Source organism: Candidatus Melainabacteria bacterium, from assembly GCA_003963305.1.
In the GTDB taxonomy this organism is placed as follows: Bacteria; Cyanobacteriota; Vampirovibrionia; order Obscuribacterales; family Obscuribacteraceae; genus PALSA-1081.
Window position 1 is genome coordinate 35,102 of sequence record RXJR01000024.1, and the last position, 21,512, is coordinate 56,613.

Consider the following 21,512-nt stretch of genomic DNA (forward strand, 5'->3'; position numbering starts at 1 on the left):
TAATTGAAACTATGTCCCTAGATTCACAAAAATACGCTCGTGAACTTCGTGCCCTCATGGAAAAAGATGAATGCATTGCTTTTTTCACAGTCTCACACCCAACGCTCAGTACTCAACAAATCTCTGAGTTGCTCCAGTTGGAGCCGGTTTATGCGCTCGAAGATGGAGACACCATCTATGAATCCAAACGTCATCATATAACTCAAACCGGTTCATACTGGCGCATTGAGGTGTGTGAAACCGGTTGCCGGATCTCGTCGGAGCAACTTTTATCCGATCTAATAGCTCATTTATCAGGAAAGTTACCGACAATCAGGCGCCTACAAAATGAAGGTGCAAAAATGTCGCTGAACCTCCACTACACTTTAGCTTCTAATGTCTCATCACTTGAGTTATCCCCGGATTTGCTGACTCAGCTGTTCCAGCTACGGATCAGGCTTCGTGTCATGACGATAAAACCGGTAGACGAATAGACAAACCAGACCGGAACCTAGTACTAAAATCAAAGGACAACGCGCTTTCAGCGTACTTTTACCAGTGACGGAATCAATAATCAGCACTAGCATTTAAGAACTAAAAGGGTTCGCTGATGCTTGACCGTAGTCATAAATTTCTAGTGAACACTTGTCTATCGCTGTTTTGTGTCACCACAAGCCTGGGAATTCTGAGACATCTAATTTGTCTTCACAGATTTAAAGTCGAATTCAATGATTCAACGGCAAACATAATTGCCTTTTGTCTTGTGGTACCTCTAGTCGTGGCATTGAAGATTCGCACGGAAAGAACGGATTGCTTCAACACAGCCATCCTTACAGAACTACACCTTAACAAAACGTCCGTGAAAATATTTGTAATCATGAGAAACGTTTTTCTCGTAGCGGGGTGCATGACATTACTTTTGTTCAGCACGTATTTTTCGTACTTCGGATGGCGCTTTTACGGAACAGAAGTGACAGCAAACATCCTAGACACACTGGGTTACTACGAACTAGCAGAACAAGTCTATCGCTCTGTTAACACTAGCCAGCAATATTCGTCATTTGCAGTTTGGCACACAGTGCGAATAGATGATAACTGCGAAGATTTGCTAACCGAAGAACGGAGAAACCAAGTCATAAGCCAAATCTACGGCAAAAACAGTATTCAGATGGCCGATCGATATTACTATCTGGGACGGGTGGCTGAATATCAAGATTCTTACGCACAGGCAGAGAAGTGGCTGCAGAAATCGGCAACGGTCTATCTGCGGAATCGAAAGTTCTCTAAGTTGATCGATGCACTTACTCAAATGACCTTCTCAATAAGCCAGGTCCGCGAAACATATGATGAGGACTGCCACAAACTAGTCAAAGTTGCAGCTGAGATAATGCCTTTGACGAACGAACCTCTAAATTCCACATCCCAAGTTCTGCTGCCATACTTCGCTAGACGAATGAATGACGCCCCGCTGGCGAATTATCTGTACGAAAAAATTGGCGTGTTAAATAGTACGAGCGCAGAATATTCTGACACCGCATCTGCTCAAGATAAGACTACAGACTTCCTTTGTATCCTTTTCTCTGTGCTCACGTCTGGCGTTGGTTCGCTGCTCCTAACAGAGATAATGCTTCTCGAACGAATCGAATCCGCAAGAAAGCGGCTCCTAAAGACCTTTCAGGATTCAGATGAAAGAATTAACGCACTCAACGAACTTATTATCCTGCATCTATTCCGCCAAGAAATAGACAAAGCCGCACACCTTAGCGAGCATCTAATTCCTCTAGCAGAGGAAAGCACCAGTGTACAAACGGTTTCGAAAACACTGGCGTCACCGATGAGAGTTCGGGTTTGCGTAATCTCGCGCGAATTAGTCCGCACAGTTATAGTCTCATTAATATTGTGCTGGTACTATTGCATATCCTGATGCACTCTTTCGGAGGGATAGCGTTAGAAATCATCGAAATTGGTGCGAAACTAACCAGTATGATTGCTGCGAGAACAGATTTTGGATGTCGAAAAAGATAAATCTAGCGGTCCTGGCAGCACTGATTGTTTTGACGATTTTCGCTGTATCTGTCGCCAACAATCCAACATCGCTCGCTGAATGGCAATTGCGCACGAAGTATCTGAACAAGGTTGTAAAACTGCCGGTTCCATTTTTTCCTCAGGAGCACAACCTGAGCTGCGAGATTGCTTGCTTAAGAATGGCTTTGAACTATCAGGGTGCACCGGTTAGCGAACAAGAACTGATCAAAATGTTGCCATTCGATGCTACGCCGAAGAAAGGTCGAACCTGGGGCGACCCGAATAAGGGCTTTGTCGGGGACATAGACGGCGAGATGTGCGTAAACGGTTATGGAGTGTACTGGGAGCCGATCGCTCAAGTTGGGCGACATTGGCGTAAAACCGAAGTTATAGAAGAAGGTACCGCACAAGACTTAGCAGCGAATCTTACAGCGAAAAGACCGGTAATAATTTGGGGACATTCCGGTGCAGGAGTTTCCCATTCAACTGAGTGGGAAACTCCACTCGGAAAAACAATTTCTGCATTGCAAGATGAGCACGCACGAGTTGTGACTGGATTTGCCGGCGATCAACAGCACCCCGACGTCTTTATTGTCCTGGACCCAGTTCTGGGTGAACTGTTCTGGAATCGAAAAGAACTCGAAAAGAACTGGCATTCGCTAGGAAATCACGGTGTCGTCGTTTATGCACAATAGAGACGCAGCGCGCCCTTTAAAAGGAAAAGATCCGCTACCAGTTCAAATCATCAGCATAGCCCAGCTCAATCAAGAGAGAGCCTGCCAAATTCTTAAAAATCACCTTCTGCTCATCACTCATCTGGGTGATCCACTTTTTGCTAAAGTCAGTAAGCGGTTGATTAATTTGCCAGTTTCGATACTGCTGATGTGTTGCACTGCTGATTATGTCCGGCTTCTCTAGATTGTCGCTGTACCATCGTTCTGGTCGAAGCTCTGTATGAACGATTTCCGGTTCAAACTCCTCGCCGATAAAATCAAAGAGGTCGGCGAGTGTACGAGTCGAGTTGGTGACAAGGTCTTCGTACTTCACCATCATGACATTTGGATTGTCTAAGTACTGCTCAGCTACACGATATTCCTCAACCCAGCGCTTCACGGCTTGCTCAAAGCACCCCCAGGTCTTTGACTGCGACAGCGCAACGTCCCTGCCATCCCTCAACATAACAACCACTTTTGCATCCGGGTAGTAGTTGAAAATGTCTTTCAAATACCAGAGGTGCTTCGGCGTCTTCTCTGCCCATCTTTCCGCACCAGTTTTTAGCGTTAGTTTGTTCCACGAAATAAAGCGACGCAATTTGCTGAGTAACCCCAGCCAGATGAAACAATCAGACTCTCCTTCAACCGCGTAAATATGACTGTGATTGGAAAGAATCTTGAGCATAATGGAAGTGCCGCTGTGCCCAGACCCAACAACAAAAATCGGCGAGAACAGCTTACGCCTGCGAGATTGACTGATCCCGAAATATGACTTTTGCAAAACAGAGGTTGAAAGTCGGGGAATTCTGGTAGCCTCGGCGCGACGACTGATACCAGATTTAATGGCGAGAAAAACGCTACGCGCATTGAAGGCTAGTGGAATCGCAGGCTCTTCTACAGGTGCCAGGTTAATGGACCGATACCGTTCATTTAGAAGCTCAAGCTCGCGCATTGTCGGCTCTTCCAACCGCCTTTTTTTCTCTTCCAGGAATTGTCCAATGCTATGCATTGTCTGCGTTTCCGTTGGTCCCCTAAGAAGGGGCTGCCCATTATCTTAACGCCGATAACACTTTCCCGAAGTGTTGCGTTGTATTCTTTTGTACTGCAACGAGACGCAGATTGCTATCACACCTTCAGGTGATTTATGCCTGAGGAGAGGCGTTTGTGCATTATGGAAAGTGCGAAATCAACCAATTTTCAACTTGTGCTTAAAAACGTACAGCAAAGTTCAAACTTGATAGGCACCACCAAGTAACCACACGAAAAGGAGCGAAATCAGTGGTTAATCAGAGGTTTCTGTCTTGGCTTGAAAGTAATTCCAATAATCAAATTGATGTCGACTATCGGCAGCATAAAAGGGAAATATTCCTGATGCACCGGTTCAAAATAACGCGATACTTCTTTGATAATTTCGTCCGGAATACTGATATGTTCGCTGTCAATAAACCACTTATACGGCTGCCCATATCGCTTGCGGAACATCTGCTCGGTCGAAACAAATCGAGCAAGGTTGTACGCGACTCCACCTTCGCAAGGAATCACAACGCTGAAAATGCCCTTCTCTTTGTCGCACAACCTGTACATCTCTTTGACCGCTGAAGGCAAGTCAGGAAGATGCTCCAGAACGTGGATAGCGATAATGCGGTCGAAATATCCATCTTCGAAGTCCAGACGTCCCTGGCAATCACCCTGCCGTGCATCTATGTCGGGAAAACGGGCGCGAATCTGCTCAACCATGTTGGTACGCAGTTCAACCGGTATGTAATTCCGGCGCTGCTCTGCGGTGAGCTTTTCGAACTCCAGATGCTCGCCGAGCCCAGCGCCGATTTCCAGCGTGCGAACGAATCCGGCCGGCGAGTTGCGCACGGTATAGCCGTGATTGAATTTTTCCAGCGGCACAAACGACTTTTGGGATGCAAGTTGCTCATGCCAGTAGCGCATGAAATCATCTTTGGTGGCAAGCTGCTCGGCTGTCAAAACCGGCAACTGTTTCGGCCAGGTGTATGAGCCCTTCAGCTTCAACGCGCTTCCTCGAGTACGAACAAACGAGTTTTCGAAACCGGCTGCTTATCAGCATGCAATGAAGGAATAGCAATCATTTTCTGAAAGAGTTCCAGACTTCGGCCGATTCCAATCGGCAATCTTGTCTGTTGGTCGTGTGTCCATTTGACACCAATTTCCTTCACAGTAAGACCCATTTTCATGGCCACATAAAGCAGTTCTGCATCAAAATAGGCGCACTCATAGACGACATGCGGGAATAACAACTTCACAGCATCGGCCGTGAACATTTTGAAGCCACATTGCGTATCTGGATAAGGCATCCTCAATATAGCGCGTTGCAAATACCCAAATCCGATGCCAAGCTGCCGCCGCGGAAACGCCTGCGGAGTTCCTATTCTCGTGTCTTGATGCGAACGTGAACCGATAATCACATCGCCACCCTTCTCAATTTCGGCGAGGAAATTGGTGAGATATTCAATTGGCACGGCATAATCCGCATCCATGAACAATCTATAATCTCCCAGGGCGTTAATCATACCGTATTTAACTGAAAACCCCTTGCCTCGATTTTTGGGCAGAGAAATCAGTCTGATGCCGCCATAGCGAGCCGCAGCATCTTCCACGACCTGCTCGGTGCCATCGGTGCTGCCATCTGTCACGACGATAATTTCGCTGCTATAAGCTTGCTGCGCAAGGAATGTCGCGGTTTTCATCAAAGTATGCGGCAGCCGCGACTCTTCGTTATAAGCCGGGATGATGATTGAGACTTTGACGCGAGGCTTCCGCACGGGCAAAACACCGAACTAGTGACAGTCAACTAATGATAGCCTTGAGATCTTGCAAGCACATTGCATCCCCTTAATTCGTGAGAATTCGTAGCTTAAGGCTGCTTCAGGCGGCGGTGCGGATGTATTTTGGGCTCAAACAACCTTGAGCATTGGCATCAGACCTTGATATAGTCGCCTCGGGTTGGACTTGAGATGATTAGCCAGAACACGAGCACTGTGCCAATGCAGTCGGAGCAGCAGTCGCGCACAACAATGCGGCAACATACGGTTTTTATCGCCCCGTTGATTGGCATAACGCTGCTTTTCTTTTCGCCCGTGTTGCTTCACGCACATTGGGGATTATTTGATGATCCGTCGCTAATTTTGCAGTCAAGTCGCCGTTTGATGGATGACCCATCAACTCTGAGTTACATCCTTGCCGCTCAAATGCGTATGGGCATCTTTTACTGGGTAACAGTGCTGTGGCGGCTGTTTCCCGAGAATCCGACCGGATTTTTTGCAACCAACTTCTTGCTCATATCGGGCGCGCTGACAATGCTTTACGGCATCTGCTACAAACTGACCGGCAACGCCAAAGTCAGCGCCTTAAGCACTGCAACTGTTCTCGCCTCGCCGTCATTGTTCGAAGTGATTTATACGCTGGATAAACAAGAAGTATATTTTCCATTCCTATTTTCAGCAGTGGTCCTGCTACACCTTGTGGCATCGAAGTGCAAACCAGTGCTTCTGCCACTGTTCGCAGTGCTTTCGGCGCTTTGCGCAACAGCCGCTTACCTGAGTAAAGAAACGAGCATCATTCTTGCTTTGTTCAGCGGCGTGCTTTTATTCGCCAATGTTATATTCGCGAGAGGCAACAAGAGAGAGGCGCTGGCTCGCCACGTTTTGATGTTTGTCGCGACGATTGCGCCATTACTGGTCTTGAAGTTTATGGTCTTTCCAACGATAAACGACAAGTACGTCGTAATGACTTTTGATATCCATAAGCTTTTAGCAAAGGCATGGCAGTATGCCGTGGTTGTACCAGACTTCTTTGCCATGCTTATATTCACCACAGGCAGTGGCATCCACCTGGCGTTCAGCAAGAAGTTCTATAAGTCGACCGAATCATGGTCCGGCTTTGTTGCCCTTCTTGCAGCGGCACTTGCCTCGGCTGTCGCGCTGATAAGCTTCGACACATTCGCAGGCGTTTTGATGTACATATGGCTGCCGATCTACTTTTTCCTTGCTCCCTGTCTGGCATTTTCCGTCGTCAATTTACCGAACACTCTAACAGCGGGAAAGCAGATCACTAACGGATTTATCGCAGGGCTCGTACTCCTGCTCTTAAGCCAAATTCCAACAAGAGTCTTGCAGGCACAATATCAATTTTCGTTCGACGCGATGACATCGGAGCTGGCACGAAAGTTGAGCATTATCGCCAGTGATTCAAAAGAACCCATCATCTGTGCAATGCCTACTTACAGCGTAGGCGAGACAGAAATTCCAGAGCAAATTGAGACACACGTACGCAGCATTTTGCAGAAACGATATTACGAAACAAAGTCGGAGAAGACTTCCGGGCAAAAGTTCACGATGCTGAACTTCCTGTCCCCCGACTGCAGCAATGTTCACGAAGCGGGCGATCCACCGAACACCTATAAACTCGCCGAGTTCAGAGGACATTCACTTTCATATACCAATGAATGTCCGCCGGAATATGTGGGCTGGACAGGATTCCAGATCTTGAACGGAGCGACGCCGTTTCAGCAGTGGGTAAAACGGCCCTTCGGAAAGAATGATCTGTTAATCGTCCCTTACGGTGAAGTGACGCCAGATGCGATTCAATATCGAGGTACCGGCATATTTGCTCATCCCTGGAAACTCAAACTGCTCAATTTCCCGCAACTCAAACTGGAAGATGTTGGACACGTGGAGCGCAAATTGACCAATCCGATCGGACATAGACAGACGATGGGCTGGCGGATTTTGAAGGTCACTGAGGCTGAGCCTGTCACATTTGAGACTTCGACAGATGGATGGCTAAAGAATGACGGGAAGATTTTTTACCATCGGGACGCTGCTAAGCCAGTGCTCAAAATCACATCCAACCAGCCAGCACCGAAAGCTTTGACTATAGAACCAGCACCGAATACAGTGACTTTAGAAACATCAGCGAGCGGCGCGCCTGCAACAATTGTGCGAAGCAAGGATGGCGACTCGACAATTATCGAAATTCCGCTCAAGCAGCAGCCGGAGAGCGGTGTGCTGAAGCTTCACTCGCTCGACGAAGGTTCGCGATTACACATTGATGCCGCGACATATGAGGTACAGCAGGCGCTCGAGCCTCGAGAGACTATTTAAGCTCGAGAGGCAACGAATGAATAGGAATTTCCTGAGTATTTACAGGAGTCGAAGAAAGGTGCCGAAATTGCTTTGAAAAATCCAGCGACTTCAATCTATGTCCTTCTAAATCAACGAGAACTATCTGAGTAACCGGTGCTACGTTCTGATGTTCGTCAACAACAAACGGATAAACCTGCTCTGTACCAGTTTTAGCCCAATTCTCAACAACTTCTTGCATACGATCAATTTCTGCAGGCCGCTTGGATGGTGTACCGGAATATGTGACAGTACCCGGATCTACGTCGTATACATACCAGAGGGTCTCAAACGCGCGCCCCGAGTTGAAACCTGACCAGAAATTTCGCCAACGTCCAGTCAATTCGCTTGTCGCGCGGGGAATGCGGACATAAACTTCATCGCCTTGTTTGACTGTGGGATGCAAGGCTTTGATTTGTCTTGCAACTTTCAGATCAAACTCATCGACCTCAGCAGCCTGCCTAAGTAGGCTGCAAAAAGCTTGTCCCTCTCTGACCGTGACGACCAGCGTAAACAAAGGCGCAATCATAGCGATGGCAATTACGATTGAACGCTTCCAGCCATTGGTCCGACGAGCCCAAAAACAAATTGCTTCAATTGACGCGCAGACCAGGAGCATGAGACCGATCGACGGAATCCCAGTCAATCGCGATGGAGTAACCATGAAGTTAGATACAAAACCAATAAACGCTGAAATAAACAAGGCCGCTGCGCCAATAATTGCATTTTCTCCAACCGCTACCATATTCGGTGCCCAAGCTATTGTAGTACCAGCACCATAGATCAGAGCGAAAACAAAGAGACCGACCCCAAGCCAGAGCAGAACATTCAGCACTGGTTCATCTTTTGCATAGAACTCACGATAAGAATGAACGGCATTTTTTACATCCCTGGCATGCTTACGCCCGACCGTAGCATCGAGAGCGGACGTGAACCCAGAAGCTAAACGGGCCTCAAACGGAGCCTTGTTAATGGTGGATTTTTCAAAGAGAAATATCGGCTTATCTGCAGAGGCAAGGGTTCCGACATGTATAAATGTCAAAATTAGCGGCAAACAGGCGAAAAACCAGTCCGATTTTTTAAGCTTTTTGATGTCTCGCTTTCTTCCGGCCAAAAGAATGAGCGAAATAAACGGAACGAGAACCAGGAAAACTTCGTAAACATACAGAGAAGACAGAACGATGGCGGAAACCAATAAACTCTTAACTCGAAAGCCCAACTTGCTTTCCAGTGCCGCCATCAAGCCGAAAAACGCAGTCCAGACAATAGTGTACGCACCAGCAGACCACCAGGTAAGTGGTTCAAACTTACTCGCATAGCACAGATAGAATACGGCTCCCGTCAGAGCAACAGTTGGGCTAAAAACCATACGCATATAGAAATATGCGGCAAAGGCTGAAGCGACGTAAATTCCGAGCCATATCAAATTGCCTCGTTCGATAGAATCGCCAGCCAGCTTGAACTCGTCGTATAACAACGCCACTACGTGCGAGCGCGAGCGCGTCCAACTCAAATAGTCGTATTGAAAATTTGTGCGCTTCAACATGAGACGATGCAGTACGCGGACGTCATCCCCATTTATAGGTGCCTTCCCTTGAGCGCCCCAACAAATAAATAGTGCAAAGACAGCGATACAGCCCAAATGCAATATCGTGAGCAAGGTTCGGTTTGGGCGTCGAACTTTCCAGCCAGCTCCGTTCGGGCTGCCTGCTTGATTTAGAGGAGCAGGCTCGTTCGAAGCTGACCTCGAGCATACAGAATCGACTAAGCTTCTTTCTGCATCGACGCTGCTCATTATTGAGTCCTGGATGCCGCTACGGTAGTCCGCAAATCCTCAATCATGCGATCCGTTCTTATGTCTCTACCGACCTTGTCCAGGTGATAATGCCCACCGAAAATGTGCTCATCGGCAAAGGCGTACCTGTCAGCAGTGGCTAGAATTGGGATAGGGAACTTGACTTTGGCTTCCTCAATTACATTGTCTATATCGGTTTTGCCTTTTTGATACATCGACTCTGGTATCGAAGGCGGTATCAGAACGAACTGAGCACCGTGAGATTTGCAGAAGGCGTCGAATTTTGAAACTTCATTGATCGTGTAGTCATCAATATGCTTCGGCGCCCGAATGAGGATTTTACGCTCCATCGCATCCTTACCAACCGGCTTATCCAGGTGCCAAACGAGGTCACCACAACTGTTCAAATTTTTGGCGTTCAGAATAACTAAACCAGGATTCGGTTTATTGTAAGACCATGTGGCTCGGTGCTGGACAATCTGCCTGGCGTGCGAAATAACGTACTGCAATTTCTGCAGACCGAGCGTGCGCAAATGGAAAAGGATTTTTCCTTTCTCATCCCACGTGCAGCCATTACACTTTAGAATCCACTCAATAGCTCGCGGACAGCCATCCAAAATATCAGCCATAATCATCGGACGCGCGAACTCCTGAGAGTAAGACTGGTACTCGGGAGAGAGCACGACAATATCACCTGGTTTGATCGAGTCCTTAATTTCCTCAAACAAGTAAGAAAGCGGAAACATCAGACAGAGTCCCATATCTACAACTTTGCGATTGAATACCTTGCCAATCTTCTCGCTGTCGACGCCGAATAAAACGTTGGAACCACCCGTCAGAATTATTTTTGGAGACCCGGCCTGCTCTAATACCTGGTGCTTGTTATTGAGAACAGTGAAGCAACAGATGTCTTCCAGGCTAGGTAGCGCAATCGCTGCCCAAAAAACCACTGCCCAGGCGAGCAAGTAGAACACCAATGAAACCGGCGTTCTCGGAGCACTTATTCGTCCGCTTACACCCCCTCCAGCACCATCAGGCGCGTTGTTCTGGTGCGCGGGTTCCGTCACGATTGGTTGAGGAAAAACGCCGGTTGAATTCACTGAGATTGCTACTCGAAAGTAATTCGGGTATTTTCGCATCCTCTTATTGAAAACCTATGACAAAATGCTAACTTTTGAGCACAGTTCGCTGTTCCAGAACTCCAATCACAGACAAGCGCAGACTCTGTCGATAGCATGCAAAACCAGCTTGATAATTTATTTAAACCCAACATGAGACAACGCTCATCGACACGGACTGAATTGCCTTGACCGCTTATGATCATGGTCTGAAAAGACAGGTCAGTGGTGAGCAAGTGCAGCTAAAAGAAGTTGGAATCGAAGGCGCGTACTTGCTGGTGCCCCAGGTTGCGAGAGACGACCGCGGCACTTTCGCTCGCACATTCAGCTCAAAAGAGTTCGAACAGCTGGGGTTAGTAACGACACTCGATCAGTGCGCCATCTCGCACAATCCCCAGAAAGGAACTTTGCGGGGTCTGCACTACCAACTCAAGCCATTTCAAGAAATCAAAATTGTTAGATGTTCCCGTGGTTCGATATTCGACGTGCTTGTTGACTTGAGAGAAGAATCACCGACCTACAAAAATTGGTTTGGTGTTGAGCTTTCAGAAAACAATTTGCAGATGCTCTATATTCCTGGTGGCTGCGCCCACGGCTTCATTTCACTGATTGACAACAGCGAAGTTTTCTATCAAATCTCCGGTTCCTATAACCCGGAATTTGCTCGGGGCGTACCGTGGAATGACCCCGCATTTGGAATTTCATGGCCGATTCAACCTACTTTGATGTCGCAAAAGGACCGTGAATGCCTGCCATATCGAGAAAGGGAACGCGCGTGAGCTCAGGAAAAATCGTCATCGACATTGATGCTAATACAGTTTCACAAGAAAACGGGAACGAAGTTGCGACGTACAAGTTCGGCTCACCGGAAGCATTCAAACTGATTTCAAAAATCTGGCTCAGATGTGGATGGGACGTGAAATATGCCTATTCGTTTTCCTGGCTCGGGCGACCGATCATACAGTTGCCTGAGGACATGATAAGGGTGCAAGAAATCGTGTCCGAATTAAAGCCTGACGTTATCGTCGAAACTGGTATCGCTCATGGTGGCTCTCTCGTCTTTTATGCCACAATTCTCAAAGCGCTTGGAAAAGGAAAAATAGTCGGCGTCGACATAGAAATTCGAAAACACAACCGCGAAGCCCTTGAGCAGCACGAACTCGCTTCTTACCTGACCCTAATAGAAGCCGACTCGACCCTGGAGACAACGCTCCAAAAGGTTCGCAACGAGATCAAAGAAGACGACATCGTGCTGGTGATATTGGACTCTTGCCACACGAAAGAACATGTTGCCAAAGAACTGGAGAAGTACGCCCCACTGGTTTCAGTAGGTTCGTACATTGTAGCGACCGACGGAGTAATGAAAGATTTTGCCGGTGCGCCGCGCTCTGAAAAGGACTGGAATTGGAATAATCCTCAAACTGCGATCTTTGAATTTCTGGAGAGGAATGAAAGCTTCATCCTGGACCAACCGAAATTTCCATTCAACGAAGGTTCCGTCACTGAGCCAATCACATATTGGCCGAACGCTTATTTGAAGCGGGTAAAATAGCCCCGATCAGATGACAACAAACTCAGGCCTTAGATTCATTTCTTGTAGTTGCTGACGAATTTCGTTGTAATAGTTTGGATTCATAATAAAAACCACATCGCAGGGATTACTTTGCAAATGTTCGGGCGCACATATCAACTGCCCCGTTCCGGCCACATATTTGCCCTGCTTTCTGGGGTTTATGTCAACAACGGTAGAAACTATTTCGGGGACCAGGCTCAGCTGATTCAGAAACGTAGAGCCCTTAGCCGCTGCACCCCAGACTGCCATGGACTTGTTGGCGGCTTTCAATGCGAGCACCTGCTTGCGCATTGCTTCTAACTTGTCCGTAAAATCTCTAGAAAAATCATCGTATAGGGTTGGGAGTGTTGTGTGTTCTAACCCGCTATTCGAAGCATTAATTGTCGCAATTGAGCCCGCTTGAGGTAAATCGGCTACAGGTAAGTCAGCAACAGGTAAATCGGACACAGACAAATGCACACTCAAATATTGCCCGGAAAAAACTGATTCAATCCGCTCCACAGCAAAACCACATCGCTGCATCAGGCTCGCAATCGACCCTGCCGTAAAGTAGTTACAGTGCTCATAAAAAACATCCCAAAAGGCGAGGTTATCGCAAATCCACTCAAAACTTGGCACTTCAAAATAGAGATGAAGATTCTGTCGATTGGGAATTGCCTGACGAATCATCGATACGAATTCGTATGGCTGCGCAATGTGCTCAAGAACATGTCGGCAAATAATCTGATCTGGGTTCCACCACTCCTCGTTACCAGGAAAGAAATCACGAACGAAAGAAAGCCCGGATACATCATCGTACTCGTTGACATAGCTTGGATCAAAGCCTTTGCCTTTGCCACCGGCGATGTCGACGATCAACTTGAGAAAACTGCCCTTACCGCAGCCTATTTCCAAGAATCGTTTTCCACGCAGTGAATTGCGATCGACTAACAAACCTGCCACAGAGCGCATATGCTCTGAAAAATGTCCGGATTTATCTTGTGAATTCTCATAATCTTGGCAATAATCGAGCAAATTGCTGTCAAACTTCTCATTAAAAACAAAACCGCATTGTCGGCATGCGACAAGATGCAGCCTTCCCGTTTTACATGCGATTGCCTGGTCATAACTGGAGTAAAGCAGGTTTTGGTGCACAGGTCCGTCGACGCCCCGCAAAATAGTTATTGCAGAGAAACCACCACATGCAGTGCAGCAATACTCTCTCTGATTGGTCTCGACATTGGAAACTTGCTGTTCACTTTTCATTTTGGCACCACCCCATGAAAAGCAGGTGATGATTCGGAGCCAAGTTTGGCTTTCCACCATGCAATGGTAGCGTTCAGACCATCTTCAAGCGAATGCTGCGGTGCAAATAGCAACTCAGTACTTAATCGAGAAACATCGGCACGAACGATTTCCGACTCAACACGATCACTAGCAATGGCACCCAAGCGAATCAAATGCCGACCATCCAACACGTCAGCGATGTGCGCGATAATATCCTTAACAGCCACTGCGCTGCCAGAAGCAACGTTTATCGGTCCGACAACATCTGATTCGATCAATCTAACAAAAGCTTCGGCCACGTCATAGACGTGCATGAAATCTCGGCGTTGCTCTCCGCTGGAGCAGTCAACAGTTCGCCCTTGCAAAATGCCGGTAACAACATGGGGAATCAATCGCAGTGGATGCTCGTGCGGTCCATACAGCCAAAATATTCGCCCCCACGCATCAGCAATACCTGACTCCCGAGCACGTTCGTGAATATACCTGAAAGTCGCCAGCTTCGCCTTTCCGTACAGTGTGTCAGGCTCCGATTCTGTCACTGATTCACAACATGGGTTTTCATTCCAAACGTACTCAGCGACGGAACCGGCGCCGACGAAACGTCTTCCACCATTACCGGCGAATAGATCGAAGAGTCCTCTAGTCGCCCGTTCCCAGTGGTGATTATCTAAAGAACTCCAAAACTTGCCAGGTTCCGTCGTCCAGGCTAAATGCATCAGATGGGATGGTTTGAGATCAGAGAGCAAACGGCTCACAGCCAGGTCATCCATCAAGTCAACCCTATGCCATACAGCACCAGAAATTTCGATAGGGTTTCTAGCGACGGCATGAACTTCATAACCGCGCTGACAGAGTCGTTCAGTCACCTCTCGCCCGATGAAACCATTCGCACCAGTAACCAGAACTTTCATTACTTCAATTCTATTACTTTGATCTGTTGAGTTCGTTCACTATCGGCCGCAGGTCCTCAATGATTTTGTCGGCGCGGAGGTCACGCCCCTTCTTATTGAGATGGTATTGGTTGTTAAATATCATTTTGACAGGGAACGCATAACGAGCTGGAGTAGCCACGAATGGTGGCTTGACACGCTGATTACACTCAGCGAAAAGTGAGTCAACATTCGTCTTGAGAGCTTGATACTGAACCGTCGATACTGATGGCGGTATCAAAACAAAGCGTGCACCGCGCGAAGCGCAGTAGGCGTCGAAATCATTAAGCGTTTTCGCTTCACTATCACCGAGATGCTTGGAGACATAGAAAAGCACATCTGAAGGCTTGTTATCATTTTTCTGTTTCAAATGCCAGGTCAGATCACCACATCTGTCAATGTTCTCAGTGCTCAAAACACCGAGGCTGGTATTCCACTTTCCGTGTGACCATCTGCAGCGATTCTGAACAATCTGCCGAATGTGATGCACTGCGAAATCCAGTTTGTCTAAGCCAAGCGTACGCAGATGGCTAAACAGAACGGGCCACTGACTCTGGTCGAGGCAGTTGCTTCGCACAATCCAAAAAATGGCCCGAGGATAAATATCAAGAATATCTGCAACAGCAAGATTGTTCGAATATTCAGAAGAAAAATCAGCATATTCAGGCGACAGCACAACCAGATCGCCGGCGTGTACTTCGTCTTTCACTTCATCTAGAAGATATGCCAACGGAAACATCAGGCACAGTCCCATGTTTACTACCGGACGATGCAATCCAGCTTCAATTTTTGGTCCATCCAGACCGAACAAAAGATTCGAGCCGCCAACAAAAATAATCTTGGGGGACGGCGCCTTTTCCAAAATTTGATGCTTGTTCCGAAGCAGTCCAAAACACATCGGATCGTCCAAGCCCGGCAAGCAGATCGCCGACCACAGAACCGTTAAAAAGCAAAGAAAATAAAGTCCAATCGACCAGACCGCGGTAGACGCTCGAGCTGGCTTCGTGTATGACGCCGTATACCGTTCAGTTCCGACGTCTTGATATGTTTCTCGTGTCGTCAGCGAATTCAAGGAAAACCTCTAAATCGTTGCGCCATTGTCGCATTGTCCTGCTGTAAACCCATGACAAACAACTAACATTTGCGGCAAAATCGTTAACCAGATGGCATGGCTTCGGCTTTTTCTACTGACCCGACCAGGGCAGTTTTGCTAAAATTCGCACTTCGATGCCCGAATGGAGCACCCGTGACGACTCCGACCCGCCCAGAAACTGAAGTACCGCGCTCTCACTCGCATCTAACGAGCTGCCGCATATGTGCCGGACAAGAGCTGCCCGTCATTCTGTCGCTTGGCGAGACGCCCCTGGCTAATTCACTTCTGAAGGCAGAACAGCTTGACCAACCGGAGCCCCGCTACGCTCTGGAGCTGGCGATGTGTCCGACGTGTTCGCTGGTCCAGATAAAAGAGACTGTAGCACCTGAACTTTTATTCAGAAACTATCTCTATTTCACTTCATTTTCAGAAACAATGCTTCGCCACGCCCAGGAATTGAGTCGAGAGGTGGTGACGGCTAAGAAACTCGGAGCGGAAAGTCTTGTTGTCGAAATCGCCAGCAATGATGGCTATCTACTGCAATATTACAAAGCGCTAAACGTGCCGGTCATTGGAATCGAGCCAGCCAAGAACGTTGCCGAAGTCTCGGTCGGCAAGGGAATTGAGACGATTACAGAATTTTTCAACGCCGAGTTGGCATCGAGTCTGGTTTCGGCTGGCAAGAAAGCCGACGTCATTCATGCTAACAACGTGCTTGCTCACGTTGCTGATTTGCATGGCGTGGTGAGCGGAATTTCCGTCCTACTTAAGGAAGACGGCGTTGCCATCATTGAAGTGCCCTACCTGAAGGACATGATCGACGGCACCGAATTCGATACCATATACCACGAGCACCTTTGCTATTACTCACTCTCATCACTTGCAGTTCTCTTCAGGCAGCATAACCTTTACGTCAATGACGTCAAAAGAATCCCCCTGCACGGCGGCTCACTTCAGCTTTTCATTGGGAAGAATGACAATCCAAGCCAATCAGTCAAAGATTTGATGGCAAGCGAAATTGATTGGGGCATGCGCGAACTTAATTTCTACAAGGATTTCGCTACCCAAATTGAGACTCTCAAAGCCAAATTGACGGAGCTTCTCGACAAACTGAAAACCGAGGGCAAGTCGATAGCCGCTTATGGAGCGTCAGCAAAAGGAAGCACGCTTCTGAACAGCTTCAACATCGGCAAACAATATCTGGACTTCATCGTCGATAGAAGCAGTGCAAAGCAAGGCTACTACAGTCCAGGCACGCACCTTCCAATTTTGTCGCCGGAAGTATTATTGGAGCGCCAACCGGATTACCTGCTCTTATTAACATGGAATTTCGCCGACGAAATCATGCAACAACAAGAGCTTTATCGCAGCAGGGGCGGAAAGTTCATCGTGCCCATTCCCAGACTGAACGTAGTTTAGTTTTCTCTTTGACTTTCGAAGACCGATCGATCAAGATTTCGTCTTGAGCAAGTCGCCGAAAGACTTGAGAAAACCTTTGCGTGGCTCGACATTCGGTACAGCGGTATCGGGCGTTTCAGCACTGGTCTTGTGAGTGTTGTCCTGAACGTATAAAGAATCTACATTCACGCTCATCGAAGCTACATGTTGAACCAGTTTATCAATTGTTGGATAAAGGTTCTCATTCGTATAACAAGAAAAGCTGATCAAATCTCGCCCGGCATCCATCGAATAGTTATTCACCAGCGTCTGTGGTCCCGGAAATTCAGTGGGGATTGTGAACTGGTCGATGGGAACAGCGTTTTTCCTGGCGATAGATTCAATCTCGGCGACAATTTGCTCTGTGCCGCTAGTATAACGCGTCGCCGCCTCACACATGCTACGTACAACACCAAGCATATTCAATTCGATCGACTTATCGCCGGGAAAGAAATGCTTCTTAGTCTTGATTTTAGTGTCGGCCATGATCACTTCTGTTAAACGGCTTGGAACCAGAGTTTCATCAACAGGTGCATCCCAGAGCTTTTTGTTTTCGCTGTGGAACTGATCCACCGAGCTACTCGCCAGATGACTGAATGAGTAAGAAACCCCTGTGCTATGCTTCGATAAGCCCCATACCGAGAGCGGTCTGTACGAGTAGATATGATTCTCAGTGAAGTATGAATTGACTATTCCAGAATAAATATCAGGAACCGGGCTAAAGAAATATTTGCCGTGATCGGCGCAGAACTTGCGCATGAACGACATCGGCACAATGGCGTTGTACACACCCGGTGACTCATGGAAATTGTTTTCGTACGAGTAGAGTTTTCGCAAACTCTCTTTCGAATCACGCAACTCCACTTTCTTAGAGATGTGCATGTGCAGCACATTGCGATAAGGTTCTACGATCGTCGTTGGCCACATCCATACAATCGGCTTCCATGCCAGAATCTTATCGGGATACCACTGATGAATGCGCATTGCCAACTGTATGGCATCGGGCATGATTCCATCGTCATCACCGAGAAAAAAGACGTAGTCACCAGTTACCTTGCTGAGCCCCAGCTCCCAGTTTTCAGACATCGAAAGTCGAACGTCTGAACGGTGATATTTGATGCGCGAGTCGTCGTATTGCTTAACCAGTTCATACGTCTCCGGAGAACTGCAGTTATCCATTACTACAATTTCGACGTTCTGCTGAGGCAGAGCCAGTGCAGTTCGCAGCGAATACTGCAGCACATCGTGCCGCTCCCGCGTCGGGATAACTATGGAATAAACTTTTTCAGCCATCAAACTCGCCCTTCCAACCTCGGCAATTGTCGCATGCGGCATCAGCCAATAGTGAGCGTCTTAAGAGCCCTTAAATATTTCGAGGGTTCGATTCACCGCAACGTCCCAGGAGAACGTCTTTGTGGCAAGGCTTTCTGCCGCACCACCGATAGAATTCTTCAATGCATTGTCTTTACTAAGCCAATCAATCTTCGCGACTAAGTCGGAAACATCACCTGGAACCGCAAAAATGACATTCTGCTTATCCACGAAGAGGTTTTCAGTCGAATCACTCCTTGTAGCTACAATCGGCAAGCCGTGCGCCGCAGCGAACCAGAATGAACTATTATGCTGGTTAAGGCCATTTGTGAATGGAAACACGCAGACATCCGACAAGCGCAGCCTGCTACTCGGCTCTGTGCTTCCATAGGGCGCATATTCTGACCAGATCAGACGCTCGTAAATTCCAAGCTTATGGGCGAGACTTTTCAAGTCGTATAAGTAATCAGGTTTGCCCTCGCGGTCCAGAACATACTGCTCGGGCACATCTCCTACAATCATCAACTTAACGTTGCGTTCTTGCATGGAAAGTCGTTTCACGACCTCGAACAGAAGCTCCAGACCCTTGCCTGGATAAATGTATCCATAAAAGCTCAAAAGCAAATCACTATCGTTTTTCAGCCCAAGTCGCGTTCGCCCTATACGCCTATCTCTCTCAGACAACGGGGGGGTAACAGGCATTATGGGCGGTGGCGAAATGGTGGCTGACTTTGTGCCAACTTCCTCGTGACGTTTGATCAGCTCAGCTCTGTCTCGTTCACTCAAAGTAATGACAGCATCGCTATCGCGCAAAAGCGTACCGTATTCATAAGAGAGCGCACGGCGTCCAGCCAGAACGCTGGCAGCGAACCGAGAAGCGGACCGGGCGAAATTGCTGTGCTCGCGCCTGATACCGCCTAATGACTCAATGTGAACCACCACACGCACGGACGGTGAGCTCTTCTTGATCATGTCCGGCAAGAAAGTAATGGCCGGGTGGTCGTGATACATCCAGCCTGTAAAAACAATATCGACGACATCTGGTTTGTACTTACGCACCAGTGCAGCGCATTTCTGCACAACTCGCCAGTTCCAACGCTCATCGACCCGCTCGAGACGAATTCTATCGTCATGCAAAAAAGCGCCTTCCGACGTAATTATCGTGACATCCACGGCGCGGGAGGTTAGCTCGGAAGCCAGTCGATGAACAAAATCTGCGCCGCCTGTGCGAAGTGGCGGAAATGCTGCAGATACAATAAGCGCCTTCATGACTATGCCCAGAGCGAGAACAATGATTACACGAGAATCTTAGATGATCGCCGGTCGCCGTTCTAGAGAAGGGCGGGGCAAGCTTAATCTGGCGCAACCAACTCTGCATCAGTCGATAGCTGTAACTTCTTCTTGTAGAGCAAAACTGTGACCTCAATGGTAGTGGCAAGTAGCCAGAAGAAGAAAACAGTAATCGACAACATACGCGCTTGAGCCCAGGCGGAATCAGGCACGAATTGATAATGTAATTCGGTACTTTGGGGCATGTCTACGGCGATGCGATGATCGTGCTCCAGCCGCTCGATGTCAGCCCCGTTGGCTTTTACATAGTTCCAGGGAAATTGCTGGATATTCGTTTGCCCTATGCCAACAGGAGAGATTACCGGCTTGACCTCGCCAAAGACCTCGGTTGATGGCTCAAATGGGCAATTGTGATACTGGGCCACTTTATCGGGCGTCAACTCAGGAAACAGATTCGTTATTGTGTAAGCGTCAGAACCGTAGAATGAATCCGGCATTTTGAGAAGCGAAAAGCTAAATGTCCTGGTTCTGGCAAATTCAGCAACAGTATGCACCATTGCCTGTCGTGCAGAGTAGAGTTTGATGGAAAGCCCAGCAAAAGAGAGAATCAAAAGCGAGACGAGCGCTCTTCTGTTCGTCAGCAAGTGCAACTTTCGGTCGCTCCTCCAAAAACAAAGAATGACTGCAATTAGCATCGAAAAGTTTATGTAGGTAACCATTCGATATGCAAACTGAATGGTCCGAAAGTTGTGCCCAAGCTTATCGAGCGTTCCCTTTGTCACGGAAGCCCAGAGCATGAGTACCATGATCACAGCGAAGACACCGATGGCAACTACCGAGCGCCTGTTTCTGACGACGCCCTTTCTAAAAACCTCTGAGAGACAAGCAAGGAAAAACAAGAGCAGAGACACGTTTATCTGTGTATCAAGATGTGGTGTCATGACGTGATCGTCAGCCAGCTTATGCCTGTACGATTTAGTTTCAATCGGAAGCGGCACCAGGCGTGCGTAAAGAGAATCAAGGCTGTGATAGTAATACCCGACATGCTTAAAACTAGCGGCCAGTGCCATTTGCGGCGTAAACTTAGTGGTCGCCATTACCCACGGCAACAAAGAAAAAACGCCGAGCACGACTGGAATAGCCAGAGCCAAAAGCACATCTTTTATCTTGACCCGGCCTATCCAGATGGTCGCGCCGACCAGGAGCGCCATGAAACAAGCGCCGTATAAAGCAGTGATTGGATGACTGCCAGCCGCTAGAACAAATACCAGCACGAAAACGTTGCACAGTGCGAAGCGCGTCAAACTGTCCTTCGCCTCTAAGACAAAAAACCAGATCGCAGCAGCACAAACGAGCAAGCCAGTAGCAAAAAACTCAGGAATTGCGCCCCGGTTGTACAGATTAGTCATGGGATAAATTGCCCATGTGACAAGAGTAGCCAGACAAAATCCGCTAAATCGATCGCTCGTGACCCGACTTGCCAATCTGTAGACAAGGAAAAACTGCAAAGCGTACAAACTCACAGCGATCAAACGAACGGTCAGATCGCCGTTCCAGAAAAGGCTGAGCGTGCCCATCAATGGAAAAAACAGGTACCCGTAAAAGACAGGATACGGCATGCCGATCAAGGTATATGTATGAATCACGTCAGGGAAATAGTGACGCTCAACCAGAAAAGAGGCGACGTAATTGATCAACCAGACCTGGTTGGGCCAATCTACGGCGAAGACGGAATTCAAGTCAAGCAGCGGAATGCAGGGCAACGCGATGACGACGATACATGCGATCAGAAAACGCAAATTTATGCGTTGAGAAAGAGGTTCATCCATTCGC

Annotated in this window: 17 protein-coding genes; 6 read left to right on the forward strand and 11 right to left on the reverse strand. The window is 47.9% G+C overall.

Annotated features, from left to right (window positions below; translation table 11 throughout):
- The first annotated feature begins 11 nt into the window (after nucleotides 1-11).
- Both EKK48_23045 and EKK48_23050 read left to right on the forward strand, forming a co-directional pair.
- Nucleotides 12-473, forward strand: coding sequence for a DUF4279 domain-containing protein (locus tag EKK48_23045; protein ID RTL37568.1), 462 nt, complete (start codon nucleotides 12-14; stop codon nucleotides 471-473).
- A gap of 1,515 nt (nucleotides 474-1,988) precedes the next feature.
- Nucleotides 1,989-2,699: a hypothetical protein gene (locus EKK48_23050; protein RTL37569.1), complete on the forward strand. Its 711-nt coding sequence runs from the start codon at nucleotides 1,989-1,991 to the stop codon at nucleotides 2,697-2,699.
- 34 nt (nucleotides 2,700-2,733) lie between these two features.
- On the opposite strand, the gene EKK48_23055 is transcribed toward EKK48_23050, so the two are convergent.
- From EKK48_23055 to EKK48_23065, 3 genes are all read right to left on the reverse strand, one after another.
- Entirely contained in the window at nucleotides 2,734-3,726 is a 993-nt protein-coding gene (locus EKK48_23055; protein RTL37570.1) for a sulfotransferase, read from the reverse strand.
- A gap of 266 nt (nucleotides 3,727-3,992) precedes the next feature.
- Nucleotides 3,993-4,658: a class I SAM-dependent methyltransferase gene (locus EKK48_23060; protein ID RTL37754.1), complete on the reverse strand. Its 666-nt coding sequence runs from the start codon at nucleotides 4,656-4,658 to the stop codon at nucleotides 3,993-3,995.
- 77 nt (nucleotides 4,659-4,735) lie between these two features.
- Nucleotides 4,736-5,515: a glycosyltransferase family 2 protein gene (locus EKK48_23065; protein RTL37571.1), complete on the reverse strand. Its 780-nt coding sequence runs from the start codon at nucleotides 5,513-5,515 to the stop codon at nucleotides 4,736-4,738.
- Nucleotides 5,516-5,701: 186 nt separating this feature from the next.
- Between EKK48_23065 and EKK48_23070 the strand changes: the two genes are divergently transcribed.
- Nucleotides 5,702-7,849 carry a hypothetical protein gene (locus tag EKK48_23070; GenBank protein ID RTL37572.1) on the forward strand — a complete coding sequence of 716 codons (2,148 nt, stop codon included), beginning with the start codon at nucleotides 5,702-5,704 and terminating at the stop codon, nucleotides 7,847-7,849.
- Here EKK48_23070 and EKK48_23075 read toward each other — a convergent pair.
- Together EKK48_23075 and EKK48_23080 are read right to left on the reverse strand one after the other, a co-directional pair.
- Nucleotides 7,842-9,413, reverse strand: a complete 1,572-nt coding sequence (locus tag EKK48_23075; GenBank protein ID RTL37573.1) for a hypothetical protein — start codon at nucleotides 9,411-9,413, stop codon at nucleotides 7,842-7,844. The two genes, EKK48_23070 and EKK48_23075, sit on opposite strands and share 8 nt — an antisense overlap.
- Before the next feature lie 248 nt (nucleotides 9,414-9,661).
- Complete coding sequence (locus EKK48_23080; GenBank protein RTL37574.1) at nucleotides 9,662-10,762, reverse strand: hypothetical protein; 1,101 nt, start codon at nucleotides 10,760-10,762, stop codon at nucleotides 9,662-9,664.
- 254 nt (nucleotides 10,763-11,016) lie between these two features.
- Here EKK48_23080 and rfbC point away from each other — a divergent pair, with 254 nt between their 5' ends.
- Both rfbC and EKK48_23090 read left to right on the forward strand, forming a co-directional pair.
- Entirely contained in the window at nucleotides 11,017-11,559 is a 543-nt protein-coding gene (gene rfbC / locus EKK48_23085; GenBank protein RTL37755.1) for a dTDP-4-dehydrorhamnose 3,5-epimerase, read from the forward strand.
- A complete protein-coding gene (locus EKK48_23090) occupies nucleotides 11,526-12,332 on the forward strand; it encodes a hydroxylase (GenBank protein RTL37575.1) in 807 nt (268 codons plus the stop codon). Before rfbC ends, EKK48_23090 begins: the two co-directional genes overlap by 34 nt.
- A gap of 6 nt (nucleotides 12,333-12,338) precedes the next feature.
- On the opposite strand, the gene EKK48_23095 is transcribed toward EKK48_23090, so the two are convergent.
- Genes EKK48_23095 through EKK48_23105 form a run of 3 tightly spaced genes read right to left on the reverse strand, consistent with a single transcriptional unit; the run spans nucleotide 12,339 to nucleotide 15,467 of the window.
- On the reverse strand, nucleotides 12,339-13,658 hold the full coding sequence (locus tag EKK48_23095) for a methyltransferase domain-containing protein (protein ID RTL37576.1): 1,320 nt from the start codon (nucleotides 13,656-13,658) through the stop codon (nucleotides 12,339-12,341).
- Nucleotides 13,595-14,530 carry an NAD(P)-dependent oxidoreductase gene (locus EKK48_23100; GenBank protein RTL37577.1) on the reverse strand — a complete coding sequence of 312 codons (936 nt, stop codon included), beginning with the start codon at nucleotides 14,528-14,530 and terminating at the stop codon, nucleotides 13,595-13,597. The genes EKK48_23095 and EKK48_23100 overlap by 64 nt, the downstream gene beginning before the upstream one ends.
- Nucleotides 14,531-14,543: 13 nt before the next feature.
- Complete coding sequence (locus EKK48_23105) at nucleotides 14,544-15,467, reverse strand: hypothetical protein (protein ID RTL37578.1); 924 nt, start codon at nucleotides 15,465-15,467, stop codon at nucleotides 14,544-14,546.
- 249 nt (nucleotides 15,468-15,716) lie between these two features.
- Here EKK48_23105 and EKK48_23110 point away from each other — a divergent pair, with 249 nt between their 5' ends.
- On the forward strand, nucleotides 15,717-17,060 hold the full coding sequence (locus EKK48_23110) for a class I SAM-dependent methyltransferase (GenBank protein ID RTL37579.1): 1,344 nt from the start codon (nucleotides 15,717-15,719) through the stop codon (nucleotides 17,058-17,060).
- Nucleotides 17,061-17,090: 30 nt separating this feature from the next.
- Here EKK48_23110 and EKK48_23115 read toward each other — a convergent pair whose 3' ends face one another.
- The 3 genes from EKK48_23115 to EKK48_23125 form a co-directional block, all read right to left on the reverse strand.
- Nucleotides 17,091-18,413, reverse strand: coding sequence for a glycosyltransferase family 2 protein (locus EKK48_23115; protein RTL37580.1), 1,323 nt, complete (start codon nucleotides 18,411-18,413; stop codon nucleotides 17,091-17,093).
- An 18-nt stretch (nucleotides 18,414-18,431) separates the two neighbouring features.
- Nucleotides 18,432-19,658 (reverse strand): glycosyltransferase, encoded by a 1,227-nt coding sequence (locus EKK48_23120; protein RTL37581.1) that lies wholly within the window; start codon nucleotides 19,656-19,658, stop codon nucleotides 18,432-18,434.
- Nucleotides 19,659-19,741: 83 nt separating this feature from the next.
- Nucleotides 19,742-21,508, reverse strand: coding sequence for a hypothetical protein (locus EKK48_23125; protein ID RTL37582.1), 1,767 nt, complete (start codon nucleotides 21,506-21,508; stop codon nucleotides 19,742-19,744).
- Between the last annotated feature and the right edge of the window lie 4 nt (nucleotides 21,509-21,512).